At 66.6% G+C, this 21,279-nt stretch carries 22 protein-coding genes; 9 read left to right on the forward strand and 13 right to left on the reverse strand.

Features of this window, described 5'->3' with window-relative positions; translation table 11 throughout:
* Window positions 1-81: 81 nt before the first annotated feature.
* Window positions 82-1,305 (reverse strand): tryptophan synthase subunit beta, encoded by a 1,224-nt coding sequence (gene trpB, locus P6144_RS04550; protein WP_277766515.1) that lies wholly within the window; start codon window positions 1,303-1,305, stop codon window positions 82-84.
* A gap of 90 nt (window positions 1,306-1,395) precedes the next feature.
* The gene (locus P6144_RS04555) at window positions 1,396-2,025 is read right to left on the reverse strand and encodes a phosphoribosylanthranilate isomerase (protein WP_277766516.1); all 630 of its coding nucleotides are present in this window, start codon (window positions 2,023-2,025) and stop codon (window positions 1,396-1,398) included.
* Window positions 2,026-2,086: 61 nt separating this feature from the next.
* Between P6144_RS04555 and P6144_RS04560 the strand changes: the two genes are divergently transcribed.
* Entirely contained in the window at window positions 2,087-2,740 is a 654-nt protein-coding gene (locus P6144_RS04560; RefSeq protein WP_277766517.1) for a TonB family protein, read from the forward strand.
* On the opposite strand, the gene P6144_RS04565 is transcribed toward P6144_RS04560, so the two are convergent.
* Window positions 2,718-3,248: a GNAT family N-acetyltransferase gene (locus P6144_RS04565; RefSeq protein WP_277766518.1), complete on the reverse strand. Its 531-nt coding sequence runs from the start codon at window positions 3,246-3,248 to the stop codon at window positions 2,718-2,720. The genes P6144_RS04560 and P6144_RS04565 overlap by 23 nt on opposite strands.
* A 152-nt stretch (window positions 3,249-3,400) precedes the next feature.
* Complete coding sequence (locus P6144_RS04570) at window positions 3,401-3,790, reverse strand: helix-turn-helix domain-containing protein (RefSeq protein ID WP_277766519.1); 390 nt, start codon at window positions 3,788-3,790, stop codon at window positions 3,401-3,403.
* 98 nt (window positions 3,791-3,888) lie between these two features.
* Here P6144_RS04570 and P6144_RS04575 point away from each other — a divergent pair, with 98 nt between their 5' ends.
* Window positions 3,889-4,638, forward strand: coding sequence for an SDR family NAD(P)-dependent oxidoreductase (locus P6144_RS04575; RefSeq protein ID WP_277766520.1), 750 nt, complete (start codon window positions 3,889-3,891; stop codon window positions 4,636-4,638).
* 40 nt (window positions 4,639-4,678) lie between these two features.
* Here P6144_RS04575 and P6144_RS04580 read toward each other — a convergent pair whose 3' ends face one another.
* The 9 genes from P6144_RS04580 to purM form a co-directional block, all read right to left on the reverse strand.
* Entirely contained in the window at window positions 4,679-5,137 is a 459-nt protein-coding gene (locus P6144_RS04580; RefSeq protein WP_277766521.1) for a hypothetical protein, read from the reverse strand.
* Entirely contained in the window at window positions 5,137-5,808 is a 672-nt protein-coding gene (pyrF, locus tag P6144_RS04585; protein WP_277766522.1) for an orotidine-5'-phosphate decarboxylase, read from the reverse strand. Before pyrF ends, P6144_RS04580 begins: the two co-directional genes overlap by 1 nt.
* A complete protein-coding gene (locus P6144_RS04590) occupies window positions 5,805-6,176 on the reverse strand; it encodes a lipopolysaccharide assembly protein LapA domain-containing protein (protein WP_277766523.1) in 372 nt (123 codons plus the stop codon). The genes pyrF and P6144_RS04590 overlap by 4 nt, the downstream gene beginning before the upstream one ends.
* A gap of 161 nt (window positions 6,177-6,337) precedes the next feature.
* The gene (locus P6144_RS04595) at window positions 6,338-8,665 is read right to left on the reverse strand and encodes a patatin-like protein (protein ID WP_277766524.1); all 2,328 of its coding nucleotides are present in this window, start codon (window positions 8,663-8,665) and stop codon (window positions 6,338-6,340) included.
* Window positions 8,665-9,360: an endonuclease/exonuclease/phosphatase family protein gene (locus P6144_RS04600; RefSeq protein ID WP_277766525.1), complete on the reverse strand. Its 696-nt coding sequence runs from the start codon at window positions 9,358-9,360 to the stop codon at window positions 8,665-8,667. The genes P6144_RS04595 and P6144_RS04600 overlap by 1 nt, the downstream gene beginning before the upstream one ends.
* A gap of 43 nt (window positions 9,361-9,403) precedes the next feature.
* The gene (locus P6144_RS04605; protein WP_277766526.1) at window positions 9,404-9,598 is read right to left on the reverse strand and encodes a hypothetical protein; all 195 of its coding nucleotides are present in this window, start codon (window positions 9,596-9,598) and stop codon (window positions 9,404-9,406) included.
* A gap of 105 nt (window positions 9,599-9,703) precedes the next feature.
* Window positions 9,704-10,087, reverse strand: coding sequence for an MmcQ/YjbR family DNA-binding protein (locus P6144_RS04610; protein ID WP_277766527.1), 384 nt, complete (start codon window positions 10,085-10,087; stop codon window positions 9,704-9,706).
* On the reverse strand, window positions 10,072-10,641 hold the full coding sequence (purN, locus tag P6144_RS04615) for a phosphoribosylglycinamide formyltransferase (RefSeq protein WP_277766528.1): 570 nt from the start codon (window positions 10,639-10,641) through the stop codon (window positions 10,072-10,074). The genes P6144_RS04610 and purN overlap by 16 nt, the downstream gene beginning before the upstream one ends.
* Before the next feature lie 120 nt (window positions 10,642-10,761).
* Window positions 10,762-11,856 carry a phosphoribosylformylglycinamidine cyclo-ligase gene (gene purM, locus P6144_RS04620; RefSeq protein ID WP_277766529.1) on the reverse strand — a complete coding sequence of 365 codons (1,095 nt, stop codon included), beginning with the start codon at window positions 11,854-11,856 and terminating at the stop codon, window positions 10,762-10,764.
* A 180-nt stretch (window positions 11,857-12,036) separates the two neighbouring features.
* On the opposite strand from purM, the gene P6144_RS04625 reads away from it, so the two are divergent.
* From P6144_RS04625 to P6144_RS04655, 7 genes are all read left to right on the forward strand, one after another.
* Window positions 12,037-13,680, forward strand: a complete 1,644-nt coding sequence (locus tag P6144_RS04625) for an L-histidine N(alpha)-methyltransferase (RefSeq protein WP_277766779.1) — start codon at window positions 12,037-12,039, stop codon at window positions 13,678-13,680.
* A gap of 54 nt (window positions 13,681-13,734) precedes the next feature.
* Window positions 13,735-14,922, forward strand: a complete 1,188-nt coding sequence (locus P6144_RS04630; RefSeq protein ID WP_277766530.1) for a hypothetical protein — start codon at window positions 13,735-13,737, stop codon at window positions 14,920-14,922.
* 50 nt (window positions 14,923-14,972) lie between these two features.
* Window positions 14,973-15,560: a DUF6875 domain-containing protein gene (locus P6144_RS04635; RefSeq protein ID WP_277766531.1), complete on the forward strand. Its 588-nt coding sequence runs from the start codon at window positions 14,973-14,975 to the stop codon at window positions 15,558-15,560.
* An 87-nt stretch (window positions 15,561-15,647) separates the two neighbouring features.
* Window positions 15,648-16,928: a heavy-metal-associated domain-containing protein gene (locus P6144_RS04640; protein ID WP_277766532.1), complete on the forward strand. Its 1,281-nt coding sequence runs from the start codon at window positions 15,648-15,650 to the stop codon at window positions 16,926-16,928.
* Complete coding sequence (locus tag P6144_RS04645; protein ID WP_277766533.1) at window positions 16,925-17,530, forward strand: DnaA/Hda family protein; 606 nt, start codon at window positions 16,925-16,927, stop codon at window positions 17,528-17,530. Before P6144_RS04640 ends, P6144_RS04645 begins: the two co-directional genes overlap by 4 nt.
* Window positions 17,531-17,534: 4 nt before the next feature.
* Window positions 17,535-19,721 carry an RNA degradosome polyphosphate kinase gene (locus tag P6144_RS04650; protein ID WP_277766534.1) on the forward strand — a complete coding sequence of 729 codons (2,187 nt, stop codon included), beginning with the start codon at window positions 17,535-17,537 and terminating at the stop codon, window positions 19,719-19,721.
* Window positions 19,718-21,217, forward strand: a complete 1,500-nt coding sequence (locus P6144_RS04655; RefSeq protein WP_277766535.1) for a Ppx/GppA family phosphatase — start codon at window positions 19,718-19,720, stop codon at window positions 21,215-21,217. Before P6144_RS04650 ends, P6144_RS04655 begins: the two co-directional genes overlap by 4 nt.
* The last annotated feature ends 62 nt before the right edge of the window (window positions 21,218-21,279 follow it).

Here is a 21,279-nt window from a genome sequence, read left to right on the forward strand (position 1 = left end):
CGATCAGAGCCTCTTGTCCAGCACGGACGGCACCGTGGACCCCGGCACAAGGCCGGGGTGACGGGGTGTGGTTGGGCGAGCTCACAGCTCTACCCCCAGATGCCCGGCCACCGTGAAGATATCCTTGTCGCCGCGGCCCGAGACGTTGACCACGATGATCTGGTCCGGCCCCATTTCCCGCGCCTTGGTCTCCAAAGCTGCAAGCGCATGCGAAGATTCAAGCGCCGGGATGATCCCTTCGAGCTTGCAGCAGAGCTGGAAGGCGTCGAGCGCCTGCTGGTCGGTGATCGGCAGATAGTCCACCCGGCCGCTCTCGTGCAGCCAGCTATGCTCGGGGCCGATGCCCGGATAGTCCAGGCCCGCCGAGATCGAGTGCGCCTCGGTGATCTGGCCGTCCTCGTCCTGAAGCAGATAGGTGCGGTTGCCGTGGAGGATGCCCGGGGAGCCGCCCTTGAGCGACGCAGCGTGCTGGCCGGTCTCGATGCCGTGGCCGGCGGCTTCCACGCCGATCATCGCGACGTCCTTGTCGTCAAGGAAGGGGTGGAACAGCCCGATCGCGTTCGATCCGCCGCCGACGGCGGCGATCAGCAGGTCGGGCAGGCGGCCCTCAGCCTTCTGGATCTGCTCGCGCGCCTCGATGCCGATCACGCTCTGGAAGTCGCGAACCAGCTCCGGATAAGGGTGCGGGCCCGCGGCGGTGCCGATGATGTAGAAAGTGTCGTGGACGTTCGCGACCCAATCGCGCAGCGCCTCGTTCATCGCGTCCTTGAGCGTTTCGGCGCCCGAGGTGACGGGATGTACTTCGGCACCGAGCAGCTTCATCCGGAAGACGTTGGGCTTCTGCCGCTCGACATCCTTGGCGCCCATGAAGATCACGCAGGGCAGGCCGAAGCGCGCCGCCACGGTGGCGGTGGCAACGCCGTGCTGGCCTGCACCGGTCTCGGCGATGATCCGGGTCTTGCCCATCCGCCTCGCGAGCAGGATCTGGCCGATGCAGTTGTTGATCTTGTGCGCGCCGGTGTGGTTCAGCTCCTCGCGCTTGAAATAGATCTTGGCGCCGCCGTAATGCTCGGTAAGCCGCTCGGCGAAGTAGAGCGGGCTAGGGCGACCGACATAATGCTCGAGCAGATCGTCGAACTCGGCCTTGAACGCCGGATCGGCCTTGGCCGCGCGATACTCGCGCTCCAGATCGAGGATCAGCGGCATCAGCGTCTCGGCGACGAAGCGGCCGCCGAACTGGCCGAAATGGCCGTTCTCGTCGGGCAGGTTGCGCAGGCTGTTCGGCAAAATGGCAGTATCGGTCATTGCGTCTCTCTGGTTTTCGGATGGCGGGCGCTGGCGTGGGAGCGAGCGATCAACGCCATCGAAATCCGATGCGGACGGGGGCGAACGGCCTCAACATTGCGCCACCGCTTTAAGGAATGCGGCGATCTTGGCAACATCCTTGACGCCCGGCGCGCTTTCCACGCCCGAGGAGACATCGACAAGCTTCGCGCCGGTCACGCCCGCCGCTTCGCGGACATTGCCGGCATCGAGCCCGCCCGACAGCGCCCAGGGCAGGGGCTGGGGCAGGTTCTCGAGCAGCTTCCAGTCGAAGCGCAGGCCCATGCCCCCCGGCAGCGCGGCGCCCTCGGGAGTCTTGGCGTCATAGAGGATACGATCGGCCGCGCCGCGATAGGCCGCCGCGTGATCGACATCGGCGCGCGTCTTCACCGCCACCGCCGCCCAGACAGGCACGCGCATGCGGATTGCCGCAGCGCGCTCCGGAGCGGTCTTGTGGAGCTGCACTGCCTTGATCCCCGTCGCCAGCGCCGCGCTGAGCAGCGCCTCGTCCGGATCGACGAACACCCCCACCGTGCCGACATGCGCCGGCACCCGCGCGATCAGCGCGCGCGCCGGCTCGAACGAGACGTTGCGCGGGGAGGGCGGGAAGAATACGAAGCCGACATGGCTCGCCCCGCCGGCGATCGCCGCATCGAGCGTATCGGGCGTGGACAGGCCGCAGATCTTGGCGGTGACGGGCATGCGAGCCTAGTCGGGCAATTCCGGGCGTTGTACAAGCCGCAGGAAATTTGGGGTGGGGGATATGTTGACGCTGCGCAGCCTTCTGTTCTTCGGCACTGCCGCGCTCGCGGTTCTCGCGCATCCCGCGGCCGCACAAAGCTTTGCCAGCAGCCCGGCCCAGTGGATCAGCACGCAGGACTATCCCGCAGAAGCACTCGCGAAACGCGAGGAGGGCGTGGTCAACCTCGCCTTCAAGATCGGGGCCGACGGCGCTGTGCAGGATTGCAAGGTGCTGTATTCCGACGCGTCGGCGCGCCTGCGTAACTTGAGCTGCGCGCTGATTGTCGCGCGCGGCGCATATCGCCCGGCGCATGACGAAACCGGCACGGCCGTCGCCGGCGAGGACCAGCTGCTCGTGCGTTGGCGCGCGCAGCCGGCGATGGTGATGGTCGAATCGCAGTTCGGCGGCGCGCTTCCGCGTTCATCGCCGCCGCAATGGATGACGGACAGGGATTATTCCCTGGTCACCCAGGGCCGCGGCGATGTCGAAGTCGATATGCGCTTCACGATCGGAACCGACGGGCGGATCGCCAGCTGTACGGCGTCGCAAGGCGCCACCGGCCAGCGCACCTGCGCGCTGCTCAAGGCGCGCGCACGCTTCGCACAACCCCGCGGAGAGCGCGGCGAACCGTTACCGACCGAGGGGCATCTCGTCATGCACTGGCGGCGGGGCTGAGCGGCTTCACCAGCACGTCCATGAACAGCGGCGGATCGAGCAGTATCGAATAGTCGCGCTTCTCGCCTGCACGACGATAGCCTCGCCGCTCATAGAAGGCGATCAGCTCCGTCCGCTGCTCGAACACCGTCATTTCCATCATCTGTGAGCCGAACAACTGGCGCGCGCAGGCCTCCGCTGCGGCGACGAGTTGCTTGCCCAGCCCCCCAGCCTGGAGCATCGGATCAACGCACAACAGCCCCAGATAGGCGCGCCCGCCGCCAATGTCGTTGACGTGCACGCAACCGATCGGACCGGCACCCCAGCATGCGACCAGCAGCCGCTGACTGGGATCGACGACAATCGCTTCGAGTGTCGCGAGATCGGTGCGGGCACCCTGCTTGATCAGGTCCGCCTCATGCGTCCAGCCCGCTCGGGCGCTCTCGCCGCGATAGGCGCGCTCGATCACCGGATGGAGCGCGGGAAGGTCTTCGCGGGTCGCGGGACGGATCGTTACGGGTTCCGGCATGGCGCGCTCTGTCGGACTGCGCGGCGGCTTTGGCAAGCGTCGCCGTCCCAAGCAAAGCTGTTCCCCTGCGAAAGCAGGGGCCCAGAGTAACGGAGCGACACGGCAGAGAAGCCCTGGGCCCCGGCTTTCGCCGGGGAACGGGTAGAGGGAAACTACTCCGTCCCCCGCGCATCAAACTCGGCCCGCGACGCCTCGATCCGCTCCAGGTTGCGCGCCGCCCATACCCACACCCCGCAGAACGCCTCAGCCAGGCTGCCGCCCAGCGGGGTGAGGCGATACTCGACGCGCGGCGGGATCACCGGGTGGACGGTGCGGATCAGCAGCCCGTCGCGTTCCATCGCGCGCACCGTCTGGGTGAGCATCTTCTGGCTGATCCCGGCGCATTCGGCGCGCAGCTTGGAGAAGCGCAGCTCGCCATGCTCGGTCAGCGCCTCGAGCACGATCATCGTCCATTTGTCGGCGACGCGACCGATGATCTCGGTGACCAGCGCCTCCACGCGCGGATCGAGATCGGGATAGTCGTGATGGGGATGGGTCGCCATGGTTTCCAAAAGGTATGTATAAATATTTTGGGTGCCTACTCCCCAATGGGTACCACAACACGATATCCGGCGTCCAGACAGTCGAAAGGACCCCGAACATGGACATGACCGGCAACACCATCCTCATCACCGGCGGCGGATCGGGCATCGGCCGCGCACTTGCCGAGGCGCTGCATGCGCGCGGCAACAAGGTGATCCTCTCCGGCCGCCGCGCTGGGGCGCTCGAAGCGGTCGCCGCCGCCAATCCGGGCATGGTCACCGCGACGCTCGACGTGAGCGACCCGGCCGACATCGCCCGCTTCGCCGCCGAGATCGTCGCCGCGCACCCGGACCTGAACGTGGTGATCCACAATGCCGGGATCATGCAGGCCGAGACGCTCGCCGCGCCGGGATCGGATCTCGCCATCGCCGAGGCGACGATCGCCACCAACCTGCTCGGGCCGCTCCGCCTCAACGCCGCGCTGCTGCCGCACCTGCTCGCCCGCCCCAGCGCGACGGTGATCACCGTCAGCTCGGGCCTGGCCTTCGTCCCGCTCACGCTCACGCCGACCTATGGCGCGACCAAGGCGGCGATCCACAGCTGGAGCCAGTCGCTGCGCTACCAGCTGCGCGATACCAACGTGGAGGTGATCGAGATCGTCCCGCCGGCCGTGGCGACCGACCTGATGCCCGGCCATGCCGAGGATCCCAACTCGATGCCGCTCGCCGACTATATCGCCGAGACCATGGCCCAGCTCGAAGCCGGCGCGCCCGAGAACCTGACCGAGCGGGTCAAGTTCCTTCGCTTCGCCGAGGCGCGCGGGGACTATGAGAAGGTGTTCGCAGTGCTGAACGGCGGCGCGCATTGACCGGACCGCTCCCCGGTGAAAGCCGGGGAGCATGCGCCGTTCAGGCCATGCCGTTGAAGGCGAGATGGTCGATCGCGTCGCTCTCGACATCATATTCGGCGCCGAAATTGGTCGGGCCGCCGTCGCAGATATCGATCGGCTGGGTGCGCCAATAGCTGCGGTGACCCGGCGTATCGGGCGCGTAGCTGCCGTAGATGTAGCGTTTCCCGCCCCGGATGATCCCGACATATTGGCGGAGCCAGCCCCGGGGCACTGCCTCCAATTCCTTCCGCAGGAACGGATCGGGGCGCATCAGCCGGAGCGCGGCAGGCAGCTTCGCCTCCATGCGCGCAATATCGCCCATGCCGGGCGTCCAGCCGCTCTCTCCCGCCTTCGGCGTGGCACGCGAGCATTGGACCAGCATCGCCGCGGTCTTGTCGGGCGCAAAGATCACGACGCCGTCGTCCTGCGACACCGCCGGCACGGCCAGCAGCGCCAGCAGCAGCGCGGCGACGGGCATCAGAGCGTCGCTTCGATCTCGCGCGCGGCGAGGTCGGGGTCCGCGGCCTGAGTGATCGGGCGGCCGACCACCAGGATCGAGGCGCCGGCATCGAGCGCGGCGCGCGGGGTGACCACGCGCTTCTGGTCGCCGATCACGCCGTTCGCCGGGCGCACGCCGGGGATGACGAAGAAGCCGTCATGCCAGAGCTTCTTGGCGGCTGCAACTTCGTTGCCCGAGCAGACGATGCCGTCGACGCCTGCCGACCTCGCCAGCTCGGTCAGCCGCATCACCTGCTCGTGCGGATCGGGCTTGAGGCCGATCGAGGTCAGGTCGCTGTCGTCGAGGCTGGTGAGCATCGTCACCGCGACAACCTTTGTGCCGGTCGGCGCCGCGGCCTTGGCATCCTCCAACATCGCGCGGCCGCCGGCGGCATGCACGGTCAGGATCGCCGGTTCGAGCGGGCGCAGCGCCTGGATTGCCTTGGCGACGGTGTTGGGGATGTCGTGGAACTTGAGATCGAGGAAGATCGGCAGGCCGATATCGTGCATCTCGTGCACGCCGTGGCGGCCGTTCGCCATGAAGAATTCCAGGCCGAGCTTGATCCCGCCGACATGCGCCTTCACGCGCGTGGCAATGGCCTTGGCCCGCTCCAGATCGGGCGTGTCGATCGCGACGTAGATCGGGCTCATTGCGCGTCTCCCAGCGGCAGGCCGGGCTGCGGGGTGGCAGGGGCCGGCGTGGCGGCTGTGGCAGGCGCGGGCGTCGGCTCGGACGCGGCGGCCACCGGCTCGGGCAGGGTGTTGATCGCGCGCAGATCGGCAAGCGCGCGCTCGAGCCCGGTGATCCGCTGGCGCATCCGCCAGCGCAGCGCATGATAGGCGAGCAGGGCAGGCAGCAGCCCGGCGAGGAAGACGAGGATCAGCAGCAGCGGCAGGCTGAAATCGGCGATCAGGCCGCTCCACAGGTGCACGTTCACGCGCTCGTCGCCATTGTAGATCACGAAGCCCGCGACGAGGCCGCCCAGCAACAGCCAGAACAGCACCTTCAGAAACCGCATCCGTCTCCCTTCCCGTTTGAGGCGAAGGTGGTTTTAGGGCGGGCAGGGCGGTTTGGCCAGACGCCCATTCTCCCTCTCCCCGCCGGGGAGAGGGAAGGAGCCGACGCAGTCGGCGGAAGGGAGAGGGGCAAGGCGATGAACATGCCCCTCTCCCGACCTCGCTACGCTCGGCCACCCTCTTCCCGGTGGGGAGGGGGATTGTCGATCTCCGCACGCAGCTCTGCGAACAGCCCCGGGATCGTGGTGAGCCGCTTCTCCTCTTCGTCGAGGATCGCATGGAAGGCGCGCCGCTTGATCGCCGTCACCCGCTCTTCCGGAAGGCGCGCCGCGAGGTCGAGTGTCGAGAGCACGATGTCGATCAGCCGGTCGGCGCCGTGCAGGCGGCCCCAGAGATAGTCGTTCTCGCGATAGGCGCGGCTGAAGAAGGCGCCGAAGCTGTTGAACTGGATGCCCTTGAGCGTCGCCTCCGCGCCGCCGGTACGGATCGCAGTGGCGTCGTCGGGCGCGATGCGGTCGACCCGGATGGGATCGAACTCGTCAACGCCTTCGCCCTGGAGCAGCGGCACCGTGGCGATGTCGTAGAAGGGGAAGCCGAGATGCGCGAGCAGGAGCGGGCGGCGCAGCTCCTTGGAGAGCGTGCTCAGCCCCGCCGCCAGCCGCGCATCGGTCTCTGCATCGAGCTTCTTGAGCTGCATCCGCTCGGCCAGCCGATCGAGGACCGGACCGGCATCGTCGGTCATCATCCGGATTTCATCGCGCAGGTCGGCATAGGTGTCGGCGCGCTTGAGCTCGAGATAGGCAGCGAGCGAATCATAGATCGCCTCGCGCATCGGCTTCAGCTCGCCATGGCTGGTCGGCAGGTCGATCTCGGTGAGGCGCCGCGCGAGCAGCCGCAGCCGCCGGATGCGGAAGCCCAGGTCGTGGGCGCGCAGGAATTCGAGCGTCTCGGGCGAGGCGCCGTTCGAGAGCGTCGCCCCGAACTGGTCCGCCCCGCGCGACTGGACCGTGGCGGCCAGCGCCTCGCGGATCTCGTGCAGCCGCTCGGGGCCGTGCCGTTCGCCCACGGTGTAGAGCAGCCGCGCGGTGCGCTCGATCGCACCTTCCACCTTGAGCAGGCCATAGGCGGTATGGCCGTATCCCGCCTTGGCCGCGGCAGCGACCTGGGCGCGGCGGCGCCAGGCGGCAAGGCGCTTGGGCGTCGGCCAGTCGAGCCACAGCGTGTAGCCGAACAGCGCCTCGACCTGCGTCTCCACTTCGGCGCGGATCTCGGCGACGATCGCCAGCATCCGCTCGATCCGGTGCGAACGCCGGGCGATTTCATCGAGGTTATCGCGGATCGGCTGCTCGCGCGGCAGCTCGGAAAGCGCGCCGATGATCGTCGCGAAGAAGCCCGGCTTCTCGTCATTCGATCCGTAGAAATCGAAGCGGAAATTGGGGAAGGGATCGACGAACACGAAGCGCCGGTCGACCTGGCGGCGGGCCGGGCGCTCCTTCAGCGCCTCCATCGCCGGGCGGAAGGGCGCGTTGGCGAGCACCGATCCGTCGATCAGCACTGCCTTTTCAGCACGATTGGCTTCCCATTGCCGCGGCAGCATCCGCTCGAGGAACGCGTCGCGCTCGGGCCAGGCCTGTTTCCGCTCGGCGAGCAGCTCGTCCATCTCGCCTACCGTCATCGGCGGGAAGGCGCCCGGGAAGCTCGAGGTGGCGCGCGCCGCGAAGGTCAGGCTCGCCGCATCGGCGAAATGCTCGCCGGGCCAGCCATGATCGGTGAAGGAAAAGACCAGCCGGTGCTCGTTCTCGATCACGCTCGCGGGCGAATTGAGCCGCAGCGCCTCGGGATGCCCCCGGAAATCGGTGACGGTGACGAACAGGTCGAGCGGCTGGCCGTCGGGCAGCAGGCGCTTGTCCTTCGGCCCCTTGGCCATCGCCTCGAAGGCATTGAGAATCGTGTTGGCCAGCCTCTTGCCCCCGAAGGGCGGCTCGAACCAGCGCGAGCGGACGAAATGCTCGAGCTTGGTGCGCACTTCGTCGCGCGCGCCGGCCTCCACCGTCTCGTCCACCGTCTTGGAGCGGTTGGCGACCAGCCAGGCGATCGGCACCGCCCAGAGCTTGGCGAAGCGGTGCGAGGGGCGCTGGCGCGGTTCGAGCAGCGCCTCGACATCGGCATTGTCCATCCACAGGTCGGTCAGCGGGTCGAGCGACTGGCCGGTGGCGATCGCCTGGGCGAGGAACACCGTGTTGATCCCGCCCGCGCTGGCGCCCGCGAGAATGTCGACTAACACGCGCAGGTTCACCCCCGAAGTCTCGCGAATCTCCTCGATCAGCTCGCGATAGACGTCGGGACTGGCATCGCTGCCGTCGCGCTCGGCGCAGCTCGCCCGGGCGAGGCGCCAGATCTCCTTGGTGATGCCGTGCATGTACACGGCAAGGCTGATCCCGCCATAGCAGACCAGTGCGAGCCGCAGTTCCTTGTCGCGCGTTTCGGCCATTAAAGCTTTATAGTCGCCCAGATCGGCAGGTGGTCGGACGCGGTGCGCGCCTGCAGGCTGTCGTGCACCCCGGCACCGGTGATCGTCAACTCGCGGCTCGCCATGATCCGGTCGAGCCGTGCCATCGGGCGGCGGGCGTGAAAGCTCTTGCCGGTGGGCGCGAAGGCGAAATGGCTGGAGAAATCGCGCAGGCAGCCCGAGCCGGCGCTCCATTCGTTGAGATCGCCCATCAGGATCGTCGGATGCTGGTGCGTGCTCGCCTGAAGATGGGTGATGATCGCATGCGCCTGGCGCCGGCGCCACAGCCCCGAAAGATCGAGATGCATGCCCACCACGCGCACCACCTTGCCGCTGGCGAGGCGGACATCGGCCATCACCGCGCCGCGCGGCTCCAGCGCGGGCAGGTGGATCGCTTCGCAATCGAGGATCGTCGCGTCCTTGCGCACCAGCAGCGCATTGCCGTGCCAGCCCATCGAACGCGCCTTGGTGCCGAAGGGGACCGGCTTGTAGTCGCTATGCTCGGCGAGCAGGTGCTGGGTGAGCACCGCCGCACGCTCGCCGAAGCGGCGATCGGCTTCCTGCAGCGCGACGATGTCGGCGCCGATCTCGCACAGCACTTTCAGCGTGCGCTCGGGCATGCGCCGCCGGTCGGTGCCGATCGACTTGCGCATGTTGTAGCTGGCGACCTTGATCATCGGCGCCCCTTATCGCGGGGCCAGGGGAGCTTGCGCAAGGCTCTCAGCTCGGATGCGCCTGCGCGCTGGTCTGGCTTGCCGCTTCCTGCGCCGCCGCGACGAGCCGGCGCCCGGTTTCCTCCGCGGCCTGCGGCGTCATCGCGATGGCCACGCCATTGGGCCCGTCGAGCAGCACCACGCCCTGCTCGGCAGTAGCGACACCCGGATATCCTTCGGGTTCGGAGATCTTCTGTCCCATGTTTTCGTCCCAATGCACTTGGCGCCCTTTGCGCGGCGCGCGTTGGGGAACCAACAAAGATGAACGGGAAAATATCCGAAGCACGCCGCGAAAAACCGCGAGATTTCAGCGCCCACCGGCTTCGAGCAGCCGGCGCGGGGCGGCAAGTTCCCAGCTCCGCGCGATCCGGTCGCCGATGAAATCCCAGTCGGTGTCGGGCCCGGCCAGCGACAGCCCGACCCAGCCGACGCCGAAATAAGCGACCTTCGAATAGGTCTCGGGCGCGATCGCGATCAGGTTCAGCCCTTCCTCGTCATCGGCAGTCTTCACCGCGACGATCGTGCGGCCGTCGCCATGATGATCGTGGCGGAACTGGGCAAACTGCTTGCCCGCGACGAAGAAGGTCGGCTGGCCATGGCTCGGTCGCTCCGCGCTTTCGGGAAGCTCGAGCGTGATCGCCCGGACCTGGGCGAGGGCGGAATCGGGATCAGGGCTCAGCGTGCCAGCCATTGCGCGACAACCCGGGGATAGAGGCGATGTTCCTCCGCCAGCACACGCTCCGCAAGGCTTTCCGGCGTATCGCGCGCCGCGATCCGCACCTCGGCCTGGCCGAGCACTTCGCCCGCGTCGAGCTCCTCGGTGACGACATGCACCGAGCAGCCCGCGACCATGTCGCCCGCCACCAGCGCGCGGCGGTGCGTGTCGAGCCCCTTGTACTTGGGCAGCAGCGAGGGGTGGATATTGACGATGCGGCCACGCCAGCGCGCGACGAAATCGTCGGAGAGCAACCGCATATAGCCGGCCAGTGCGATCGCCTCGACGCCCGCCGCGCGCAGCGCCGCGTCGATCATCGCCTCATAGTCGGCTTTGGGCATGCCCTTGGGGCTCTGCGCGAAGGTGGCCACGCCCTGCGCCGCCGCCCAGGCGAGCCCTTCGGCCTCGGGCTTGTCGCTCGCGACGAGCGCGACTTCATAGGGGCAGTCGGGCGCCTTGGCGGCCTCGACGAGCGCGGCCATGTTCGAACCGCGCCCGGAGATCAAAATGCCGAGCTTGCGACGGTTCATTGCGAACCTGCTCGCCAATCAACCGTCATCCCCGCGCAGGCGGGGATCCATTCGATACCGCCAGTGATGATGGATCCCCGCCTGCGCGGGGATGACCGGAAAGAGGCGATACGCCTCGCGTCAAGCATTGTGCGTTGCGCTCCAGTCGCCCCGCGCGCTCCAGGTTTCGCCCGAGCCGAACACGGTGCAACCACGCTCGCCCGCTTCGACGCTGCCGATCACGAACACTTCTTCGCCTGCATCGTAGAGGTCGGCCTTCACCGCTTCCGCAACGTCGGGCGAAACCACCGCGACCATGCCGACACCGCAGTTGAAGGTGCGCGCCATTTCCTCCGGCTCGATGTTCCCCTGCGCCTGCAGGAAGGCCATCAGCCGCGGCAGCGGCCAGGCGCCGGCATCGATCCTGGCATGGCAGCCCGCGGGCAGCACGCGCGGGACATTCTCGAGCAGGCCGCCGCCGGTGATGTGTGCCAGGCCGCGGATCGCGCCCTTGCGAAGTTGCGGAAGCAGGCTTTGCACATAGATGCGCGTCGGCGCCATCAGAGCGTCGAGCAGGATCACCTCCTGGTCGAACAGGGCAGGGCGGTCCATCTTCCAGCCCTTGTCCGCGGCAAGGCGGCGGACCAGCGAGAAGCCGTTCGAGTGGACGCCCGTAGAGCCCAGGCCGAGCAGCACGTCGCCCGGCTGGATCTTGCTGCCGTCGAGCAGCTGGTCGCGCTCGACCGCGCCCACGCAGAAGCCGGCGAGGTCATAGTCGCCCTCGGCATACATGCCCGGCATCTCGGCGGTCTCGCCGCCGATCAGCGCGCAGCCGGCCTGGCGGCAGCCTTCGGCGATGCTGGCGATCACGCGCTCGGCGGTCTCGGGCACCAGCTTGCCGCTGGCATAATAGTCGAGGAAGAACAGCGGCTCGGCGCCCTGAACGATCAGGTCGTTGGCGCACATCGCGACCAGGTCGACGCCGACGCCGTCGTGCGCGTTATGGTCGATCGCGAGCTTGAGCTTGGTGCCCACGCCGTCGTTCGCCGCGACCAGCAGCGGATCGGTGAACCCGGCCGCCTTCAGGTCGAACACCCCACCGAACCCGCCGAGATCGGCATCGGCACCGGTGCGCCGCGTGGACTTGGCGAGCGGGCCGATCGCCCGGACCAGCGCGTTGCCGGCCGCGATCGAGACGCCCGCCTGGGCATAGGTATAGTTCTGCTGGTCGCTCATGCGGCGCGCATAGCGCCGTCTTTCTCCGCCGTCACCCCGCAACGGCAACCTCGCCGAACCCTGGCATATGCCCGTACCGGACCGGAGTGTCGGTTGACTTGCTACAATTTCCTTGAAACTGTCGATCTATTGTCGCTGGGAGGGGGCCCATTGGATCCGGCAAATAATAGCGTCTTCGTTGTGTACTCGCACGAGAACAAAGCCGTACGTAATGCAATGACAAATTTCCTCCAGTCGCTCGATTTAAAGGTCGACGGCTGGGACGACGCCCGCGCGTCAACGGAAAGTGCCACGGAATCTACTCTCAGCATCGTTCAGGCTGGAATAGATAAATGTCACTGCGTCATCGTTCTTTGGACAGGCGACGATTTGGCACGGATACGACCGGAACTTGGCGACGAGGATTTCGGATACCAGCCCCGCGGCAACGTATTGTTCGAAACCGGCTATGCGATCGCCAGGAAGGGGCTGAAAGGCACGATCCTCGTGCGAGTGAAAGGTGAGGAGCTTCGCGGAATTTCGGATCTGCACGGCTACAACTACGTCGAAATCGACGATTCACCGGAATCGCGCAACCGGCTCGTCGACGCGCTCCGTGACGCAGGATGCAGCCCGGTAACCCGCGGCAGTGGCTATCTGAACAAGGGACCTGGGCATAGCTTCAGGGATCCGCTTGCTGACGACGCCTGCGTGGTGAACCCTGACGATCCCCTGTTCCGCCGACTCCTGAACCTTGTTGCAACGCAGAATCCCGCACCCGCGAAAATAAACGGAAAAGGGAAGAAGTTCTCCTCCCCGCGCGGGCACTTCACGGAGTTCCTGGTGGATTCGTCGATGACGCACGGGACAAACAGCCTCATGCTCTACAAGGAGGCGGAAGACCGGATGCTCGGCGGCGGCACGCCGGAGTTGAAATTCAACTATTTGGGCATGCACGGGGCGCAGAATTGGCTGAATATCAGCGGAGATTCCAACTTTGCGCACAACCGTCTCTTCGGATTCTATTCCGAGGTGGCGGAGGAAGTCGTCAAGCAGGCCAAGCTGGTCGGCGAGAATGTCGATTTTATCAGCCTGGGGCCCGGCGATGGCAGCATCGATGTTTCGTTGCTGCGCGCACTTATGGCGAACTGCAACCTGCTCCATTACTACCCCTTCGATTTATCGGTGGAACTGCTCCAGACGGCAACCGCTCGGGTTATCCGAGACAAGCAAATTGCAAATAACCTCAAGAATATCAAAGCGATACTTGGAGACTTCAGCGGCCTTTCTCGCTATAAGAGCGTCTTCGGACATGACCCTTCAAGAAATTTCTTCTCGCTGCTGGGGTTTACTCTGCAGAACTCGCCCGAGGACGAACTACTACGCGATATCCGCGACGCCATGAATGTGGGCGACCATCTGCTGATCGATATCCGCCTTCATCGCCTCGGCGGGGGCGCACGCGGCGATCAGGTCTCTGCCGAGAACTTTGCCAAGCTGACTGCCGAATATAACAAGGACGGGCATAATCGCTTCGCGTTCGGCATGATCGAAGCGCTCACCGACATGCCCTTCAGCAAGGCCGAGTTCGAGTTCGACCTGAAGACGACGACGACCAGCGTCCCTGCAGGAATCAACATCAACATCTATCTCAAGCGCCTTGAGGGCCATCTGCGGAGCAATGGCACGGAGGTGGAAGAGACGCGCGTGCCACTTGCGGTGACCACCGTGTACAACGCCCAGAAGTTCGAGGAATGGGTGGTCCAGAGAGGGTTCGATATCGACTGGAAGCGCGCCGACGACGACACCAACACAATGGCGTTCCTGCTCAGAAAGATCGCCTGAAGTTACCCTCAGAAAAGCATTGTACCGGGGGGTCTGATGCCAATGACGAATTCCATGGTCACCGCGCATTCAGCCGCGCAGGCGCCTGTTCAGGGAGAACAGGATGCAAGCTTGAGTCCCGAAGCCGCCCTCGCCTGGATCATCGCCGCGCCCGTGGCCGCGCTGCTGCTGACCCAGGCAATCCTCGCCCTGATTTCCCGCGTGCGGAACCACACCTATCGAAGCGCGGAACAGGCCAGCAAGCCGGCGCTCGAGCCGGAAGGCCCCGCACCCAAGCCAGCGGACCCGGCGCATGCCCTGTTCCTCGAAGATCACGCCAGTGCGATCGCGCTCCAGAATGACGTCGTCAACCACCTCTACGGCGCAGGGATCATGCTGTGCCTGTCCTTCGCGATTGCTGCCTGGGAGCTAGCCATCGGCCATGCCAGTCCCGGTTTCCGCCTTGGCGCACTGTCTCTGGATGTGGCGGCCATCGGCTTCGCCCTGATTTCGGTCGTCCGCTCGCATCGGCGCCGACGGAAATGGATGATCTATCGCGCACGCGCCGAATTGCTGCGTCAGTGGATCACCACCGATCGGGTATTTCTGCCGCCGGAAGATGAGGCCACCGCCTATCGCGCACGTCGCGCCGAAGTGGCGCAGGAGATTCCCGAAGGCGCCGGCGAGATCGAGGAGCAGGTGATGGCCGCCTGGAATGCGCGCCAGGCGCTGCTTGCATCCAGGATCGGAGCGCTGCCCTCGGTTCCCGAGGAAGCCCGCCAGCGCTATCTGCAGAAGCGTGTGCTGCGCCAGGTTCGCTGGTTCAACGATGCATCGTCACGGATCGGCGCCATCGGCAAGCGCCGCGGCGCCTGGCTGCTGTGGTTCTTCGTGCTGGCAGCGATCAGCGCTTTGATCCGTTTCGGCGGCAACCTTGGTCAATGGGCGCCGGCCGAGGCAGCAGAACATCCACTGACCTTCACCTGGCTGATCGCCATTGCTGTTTCTACATTAATTATCAGTACTTATGCGGCACAGAACACGCGTAGTCTCGGGCACCGCTATGGGACGCAGAAGCGGGCGATCGCAAGATGGCGCACCTTGCACGAACCTGCATTTGCGATCATTGCCAAGTCTCAGGCGACTCGTACGCCTCAAGAAATCGCAGCAGCTGTCGTAGAATTTGAAGAACTCATGGGGGAGGAGCTTCTCGACTGGCTACATATAACGGAGGCGGATGCTTTGGAGGTCTCCGTAGTGTAAACAGGAGAGCGCTCGTACAGCGCACTCCGACTGGCTCGGGTATGCGATGCATGGAATTCACGGTCTGCTCCAGGGACGATAGCTATGTGTCCACGCCTCCAGAGGCGTTCGGGGACCCGGCGGACGTCGTCTATGCCTGGGTCTCGCGCTATCTATGCGGCCGCCGCCACGGAGGGACGACCGAACGCGTGGTATGCCCGGCCAGTGCCAAGTCGCTGGACAGCGAGCAGATCTGGGTCTCCGTATTCCGCGATCGCCCGGGCGACGATGCCATGGATCGAAGCGTCACCACCGCCGAGGCCTTCTTCTTGGCAAAGGTCGATTTTTCCGATCCGCGCGATATCTACAAGTCGGTGATCGTCGCCTATCCCGCGCTCGACGATCCCGAGGGGCACGCCGAGCTTGAGCGCGCCCATAAGCGGCTCAAGCCATCGTTCGTGCGCAAGGGGCTGATGCTCGGACAGTTCTACAGCAGCTGCCAGGAAGCCAGCGTCATCGACACTCGCCTGAAACCGCTGCAATCCCCGATCCCGATGCTGGCCATCCGTCGGATGGTGAAGGAAGACCGCGCCTTCCTGACGCGCACCCCGGAACTGCTGCCCCATTATTTCGATCGTTTCCCGGACGAAGCGCACTAACTTCCCTGGCAAGCGGCCTCCGCTGACCTTGCTTTTGTTACATCTGCGCTTGGATTTCCCCGCGCCCTTCGCCAAAAGGGCCGCTGCATGACCCTTGCCCGCAAATCCCTCACCATCGGCATCGCCTCCGCGCTCGCGCTTGCGGGGCTGGGCGCCGTGTGGGCGGAAGGCGAGGGCAAGAGCGGCGGCAGCGCCGTGCCGATCGACGCTTCGGGCAGCTTCGAGGTCTCGGGTGTCGACGTCGATGTGAAGGGCAAGGATGCCGATGCCGCCCGCTATGGCGGCTGGCGCCTCGCCCAGCGCCGGGGCTGGGAGATGCTGTCGCGCAAGCTGACCGGCAAGGCGTCGAGCATGTCCGATTCGGCGCTCGATTCGATCGTTACCGGCATCGTCGTCGAGCAGGAGCAGATCGGCCCGACCCGCTACATCGCCAAGCTCAGCGTGCTGTTCGACCGCAACAAGGCCGGCGGCATCCTCGGCGTGTCGGTCGCGGTCAACCAGTCGCCGCCGATGCTGATCGTGCCGCTGATGTATTCGGGCGGCAGCGGGCTGGTGTTCGAGCGCGACACCGCCTGGGCGCGTGCCTGGAACCGCTTCAAGAGCGGCGGCAGCACGCTCGACTATGTCCGCGTCCAGGGCAACGGCCCCGATTCGATGCTGCTCAACGCCGGCCAGACGCTGCGCCGCGGCCGCAACTGGTGGCGCTCGGTGCTCGATCAATATGGCGCCGCCGACGTGCTGATCGCCGAGGTGCAGCTGCGCCGCGAATATCCCGGCGGGCCGATCATCGGCATCTTCTCCGCCAGCCACGGCCCCGATCGCCAGAAGATCGCCGATTTCGCCCTGCGGGTCGACAATGGCGATTCGCTCGACACGCTGATGGACGCCGGCGTCCAGCGGCTCGACAAGGCCTATCAGCAGGCGCTCGCGCTCGGCCTGCTTCATACCGACCGGCTGCTCGCCACCCGTCCGCCCGCGGCCAAGACCGAGGAGGAGAAGCCGGAGGACGCGTCGACCGACGCCGCCACGCCGACGCCGGAGGCCAGCGCGGCCGCCACCGGCAATTCGGTCAACATCCAGTTCGACACGCCCAATGTCGGCTCGGTCAATGCCGGAGAGGCCGCGCTGCGCGGCATTCCGGGCGTGCGCTCGGCGATCACTTCCAGCCTGGCACTGGGCGGCATCTCGGTGATGCGCGTCACTTATGACGGCGCGATTCCGGGGCTGCGCGCCCAGCTCGAGGCGCGCGGCTGGTCCGTGCAGGAGGGGGCAGGGGTGCTGCGCATCCGCCGGCCGTCCAGCACCGGCCCGGCGCAACCGATACCGGCGCCGACCGGCACCGCCACGGCGACCCCGAACGGCGGATGACGCAGCTTCGCCTGCCGCTGGGCCTTCCCGAAGCGCGCGAGACGGAATTCCTGGTCAGCGACTCCAACGCCCGCGCCGTCCACCAGCTCGAACATTGGGGTACCTGGCCGGTGATGTCTGCGCTGCTCACCGGGCCGCGCAAGTCCGGCCGCAGCCTGCTCGGCCGCATCTTCGCAGCGAAGACCGGCGCGCGCATCCTCGACGATGCCGATCTCGGCAAGGAGACCGAGGTGTTCCACGCCTGGAACCAGGCCCAGGCCGAGCACAAGCCGCTGCTGATCATCGCCCAGGCCGCGCCGCCGAGCTGGGCAGTGAAGCTGCCCGATCTGCGCTCGCGCCTGGCCGCCTCGCCCTTGCTCGAGATCGGCCCGCCCGACGATACGCTCATCCCCCAGCTGCTCGCCCGCGCCTTCGAGCGGCATCTGCTCCACGCCAAGCCCGAAGTGATCGCCTGGATCGCGAAGCGGATCGAGCGCAGCCATATCGCGATCCTGCGCGTTGCCGATGCACTGGAGCTCGAGGCGGGGAAACGCTTGTCGATCCCGGCGGTGCGCGCCACATTGGCTGCGGCTGGCCTCATAACTGAAACGGATGGCGACTAACGGCATGGTCAAGGCAGCGAAGAAGCGCGCCGATGAAGGGGCCATGATGACCGAATTGCCGGAAGATTCCGTACGTTACTTCAATCGTGAGCTGAGCTGGCTCGCCTTCAACCGCCGCGTGATGGAAGAGGCGACCAATCCCGCCCACCCGCTGCTCGAGCGGCTGCGCTTCCTCTCGATCTCCGGCTCGAACTTCGACGAGTTCTTCATGGTCCGCGTCGCCGGCCTTATGGGGCAGCAGCTCCAGAAGGTGGAGACGCGCTCGGTCGATGGGCTGACCCCCGGCCAGCAGCTCGCCGCGATCTCGGCCGAGGCGGAGGCGCTGGCCGACAACCAGCAGACGGTGTGGACGCAAATCCGCGCCGATCTGGTCGAGACCGATATCCATGTCCTCGACGCCAACGCGATCGCGGGCGAAACCGAGGCGTGGCTGCAAACCCATTTCCGCGACCAGATCTTCCCGATCCTCACGCCGCAGGCGCTCGATCCCGCGCACCCGTTCCCGTTCATCCCCAACCAGGGATCGAGTGTGATCTTCGATCTGGTCCGCCGCTCGGACCGCGAGCCGGTGCGCGAACTGGTGCTGCTGCCCACCGCGATCAAGCGCTTCGTGCGGCTGCCGGGCAACCTGGCGCGCTATGTCGCGGTCGAGGCGGTGCTCAAGCATTTCTCGCACCTGCTCTTCCCCGGCTATGACGTGCTCGGCGCCGCGGCTTTCCGCGTGCTGCGCGACAGCGACATCGAGATCGAGGAAGAGGCCGAAGACCTTGTCATGACCTTCCGCTCGGCGATCAAGCGCCGCCGCCGCGGCCGGGTGATCCGCCTTGAGATGGAGGAGAGCATCTCCCCCGAGCTGGAGGCGGTGCTCAAGGAAGAGCTGGGCGGCAGCGAGGCGCTGCTCACCGAGACCGGCGGTTTCCTCGGCATCGGCGATCTGGCGATGCTGGTCGACGAGGATCGGCCCGATCTCAAGTTCACCCCCTTCTCGGCGCGCTTCCCCGAGCGCATACGCGAATATGGCGGCGATTGCTTCGCGGCGATCAAGGCCAAGGACATCGTCGTCCACCACCCCTATGAGAGCTTCGACGTAGTGCTCTCCTTCCTCGGCCAGGCCGCGGCCGATCCCGACGTGGTGGCGATCAAGCAGACGCTCTACCGCGCCGGCAAGCAGCCCGCCGTGATCAACGCGCTGATCGCCGCGGCAGAGGCCGGCAAGTCGGTCACCGCGGTGGTCGAGCTCAAGGCCCGGTTCGACGAGGAGCAGAACCTCTATTGGGCGACCGCGCTGGAGCGGGCGGGCGTCCAGGTGGTCTATGGCTTCATCGACTGGAAGACCCATGCCAAGGTCTCGATGGTCGTCCGGCGCGAGGGCAATGGCTATCGCACCTATTGCCACTTCGGCACCGGCAACTACCACCCGGTCACCGCGCGCATCTACACCGACATCAGCTTCTTCACCGCCGATCCGCGCGTGGGCCGCGATGCTGCGCAGATCTTCAACTACGTCACCGGCTATGTCGAACCGCAGGAGCTGGAGCTGATCGGCATTAGCCCACGCGACCTGCGCAACCGGCTGGTCGGCATGATCGACGACGAGATCGCGCACGCCCGCGCCGGCCGCCCGGGCCAGCTCTGGGCCAAGATGAACTCGCTGGTCGATCCCGCGGTGATCGAGAAACTCTACGAGGCGAGCAATGCCGGGGTGGAGATCGAGCTGGTCATCCGCGGCATCTGCTGCCTGCGCCCCGGCGTGCCGGGCATGAGCGAGAACATCAAGGTCAAGTCGATCGTCGGCCGCTTCCTCGAGCACAGCCGCATCTGGGCGTTCGGCAACGGCAAGGCATTGCCCAATGACGGCGCCAGGGTGTTCATCTCCTCCGCAGACTGGATGCAGCGCAACTTCGATCGCCGCGTCGAGTTCATGCTGCCGATCCTCAACAAGACGGTGCACGATCAGGTTCTCGATCAGGTGATGGTGGCGAACCTGCTCGACAATGAGCAGAGCTGGGTGCTGCAGAGCGATGGCCATTACCTCCGCATCGCGCCGGGCGAGGATGGCGCGTTCAACCTGCACCGCTATTTCATGACCAACCCGTCGCTTTCGGGCCGCGGCGGCGCTGCGCTTGATGCGCGCAAGCCGGTGCCGAAGCTCCAGTTGAAGCGCAAGGCGAGGAGCCGGGCCAAGACATGAACACGCTGCCGTTCCGCAAGGAGCGCCCCAAGGCGCAGACGATCGCGGATCGCACCGCGATCATCGACATCGGCTCCAATTCGGTGCGCCTGGTGGTTTATCAGGGCTCGGCCCGGCTGCCCGCGACGCTGTTCAACGAGAAGGTGATGGCGGGTCTCGGCCGCGGCCTGGCCCAGACCGGCGCGATCGACGCGTCGAGCCTCGCCATGGCCCGCGCGGCGCTGGCCCGTTTCGCAACGCTGGCGCGCGAGATGCAGGTCGGCGAGCTGCGCACCGTCGCCACGGCAGCGGTGCGCGATGCCTCGAACGGTCGCGAGCTGATCGATGCGGCGCGCAGCCTCGGCCTCGAGGTCGAGACTCTGTCGGGCGAGGAGGAAGCCACCGCATCGGGCCTGGGCGTGCTTTCGGGCATCCCCGAAGCGGACGGGATCGTCGGCGATCTCGGTGGCGGCTCACTCGAGCTCGTCCGCGTCGTCGCCGGCACGGTCACCGATCGGGTATCCTTTCCGCTCGGCGTGCTCCGCCTCGCCGCGATCCGCGCGGGCGGCAAGGGGTCGCTCGAGCGCAAGGTGGCCAAGCTCCTCGACGAAGCCGGCTGGAAGGGGCGGGGCAAGGGGCTGCCCTTCTATCTGGTCGGCGGCTCGTGGCGCAGCCTGGCGCGGCTCGATATGCACCTGAAGCATTATCCGCTGCCGATCGCGCACCAATATCCGATGGCGGTGGCCCGCATCGCCGAGCTGGCCAGCTCGATCGCGGTGATGCCCAAGTCCGATCTCAAGGCGATCCCCAACCTGTCCAGCGCCCGCGCCGGCTCGCTGGAGGATGCCGCCGTGCTGCTCGGCCACGTCCTCAAGACGCTGGGCAGCAGCGGCACGATCGTCTCTGCCTATGGCCTGCGCGAAGGGCTGCTCTACCAGCGCCTGGCGCCCGAGGTGCGCCAGCAGGACCCGCTGATCGCCGCCACCCGCGACGAGGGCGAGCGCCTCGGCCGCTTCGCCGAGCATGGCGACCTGCTCGACCAGTGGATCGCGCCGCTCTTCGCCGGCGAGCCGCCCGAGCTGGCGCGCCTGCGCCACGCCGCCTGCCAGCTCGTCGATGTCGGCTGGCACGCCAATCCCGAATTCCGCGCCGAACGCGGCCTCGACGCCGCGCTGCACGGCAATTGGGTGGCGATCGATTCCAGCGGCCGCGCCGCGCTCGGCCAGGCGCTCTACACCGCGCTCGGGGGCGGGCTCGACACGCCGGCGCCGCTGCCCCAGCTCGCCGATGACGACACGCTGTGGCGCGCCAAGCTCTGGGGCCTCGCCATCCGCCTCGGCCAGCGCCTGTCGGGCGGCGTCGCCGCGCCGATCAGGCGCTCTGAGCTGCACATGGACGCGGAGGCGCTCGCCCTGGTTCTCGATCCGGCGGACGAGGCGCTGTACGGCGAAGCGGTCGAGAAGCGCCACCGGGCCCTGGCCGCGGCGTTGGGACGCGAGCCGGTGCTCGAAGTCTAGCAATCTGCGGTTCATGTCGCTCCCGCAATGAAGCCGCCTCCGTGTGGCGTAGGGAAGGGGGA

The sequence above is a fragment of the Sphingomonas sp. HITSZ_GF genome (assembly GCF_029543155.1).
Classification (GTDB): domain Bacteria; phylum Pseudomonadota; class Alphaproteobacteria; order Sphingomonadales; family Sphingomonadaceae; genus Sphingomonas.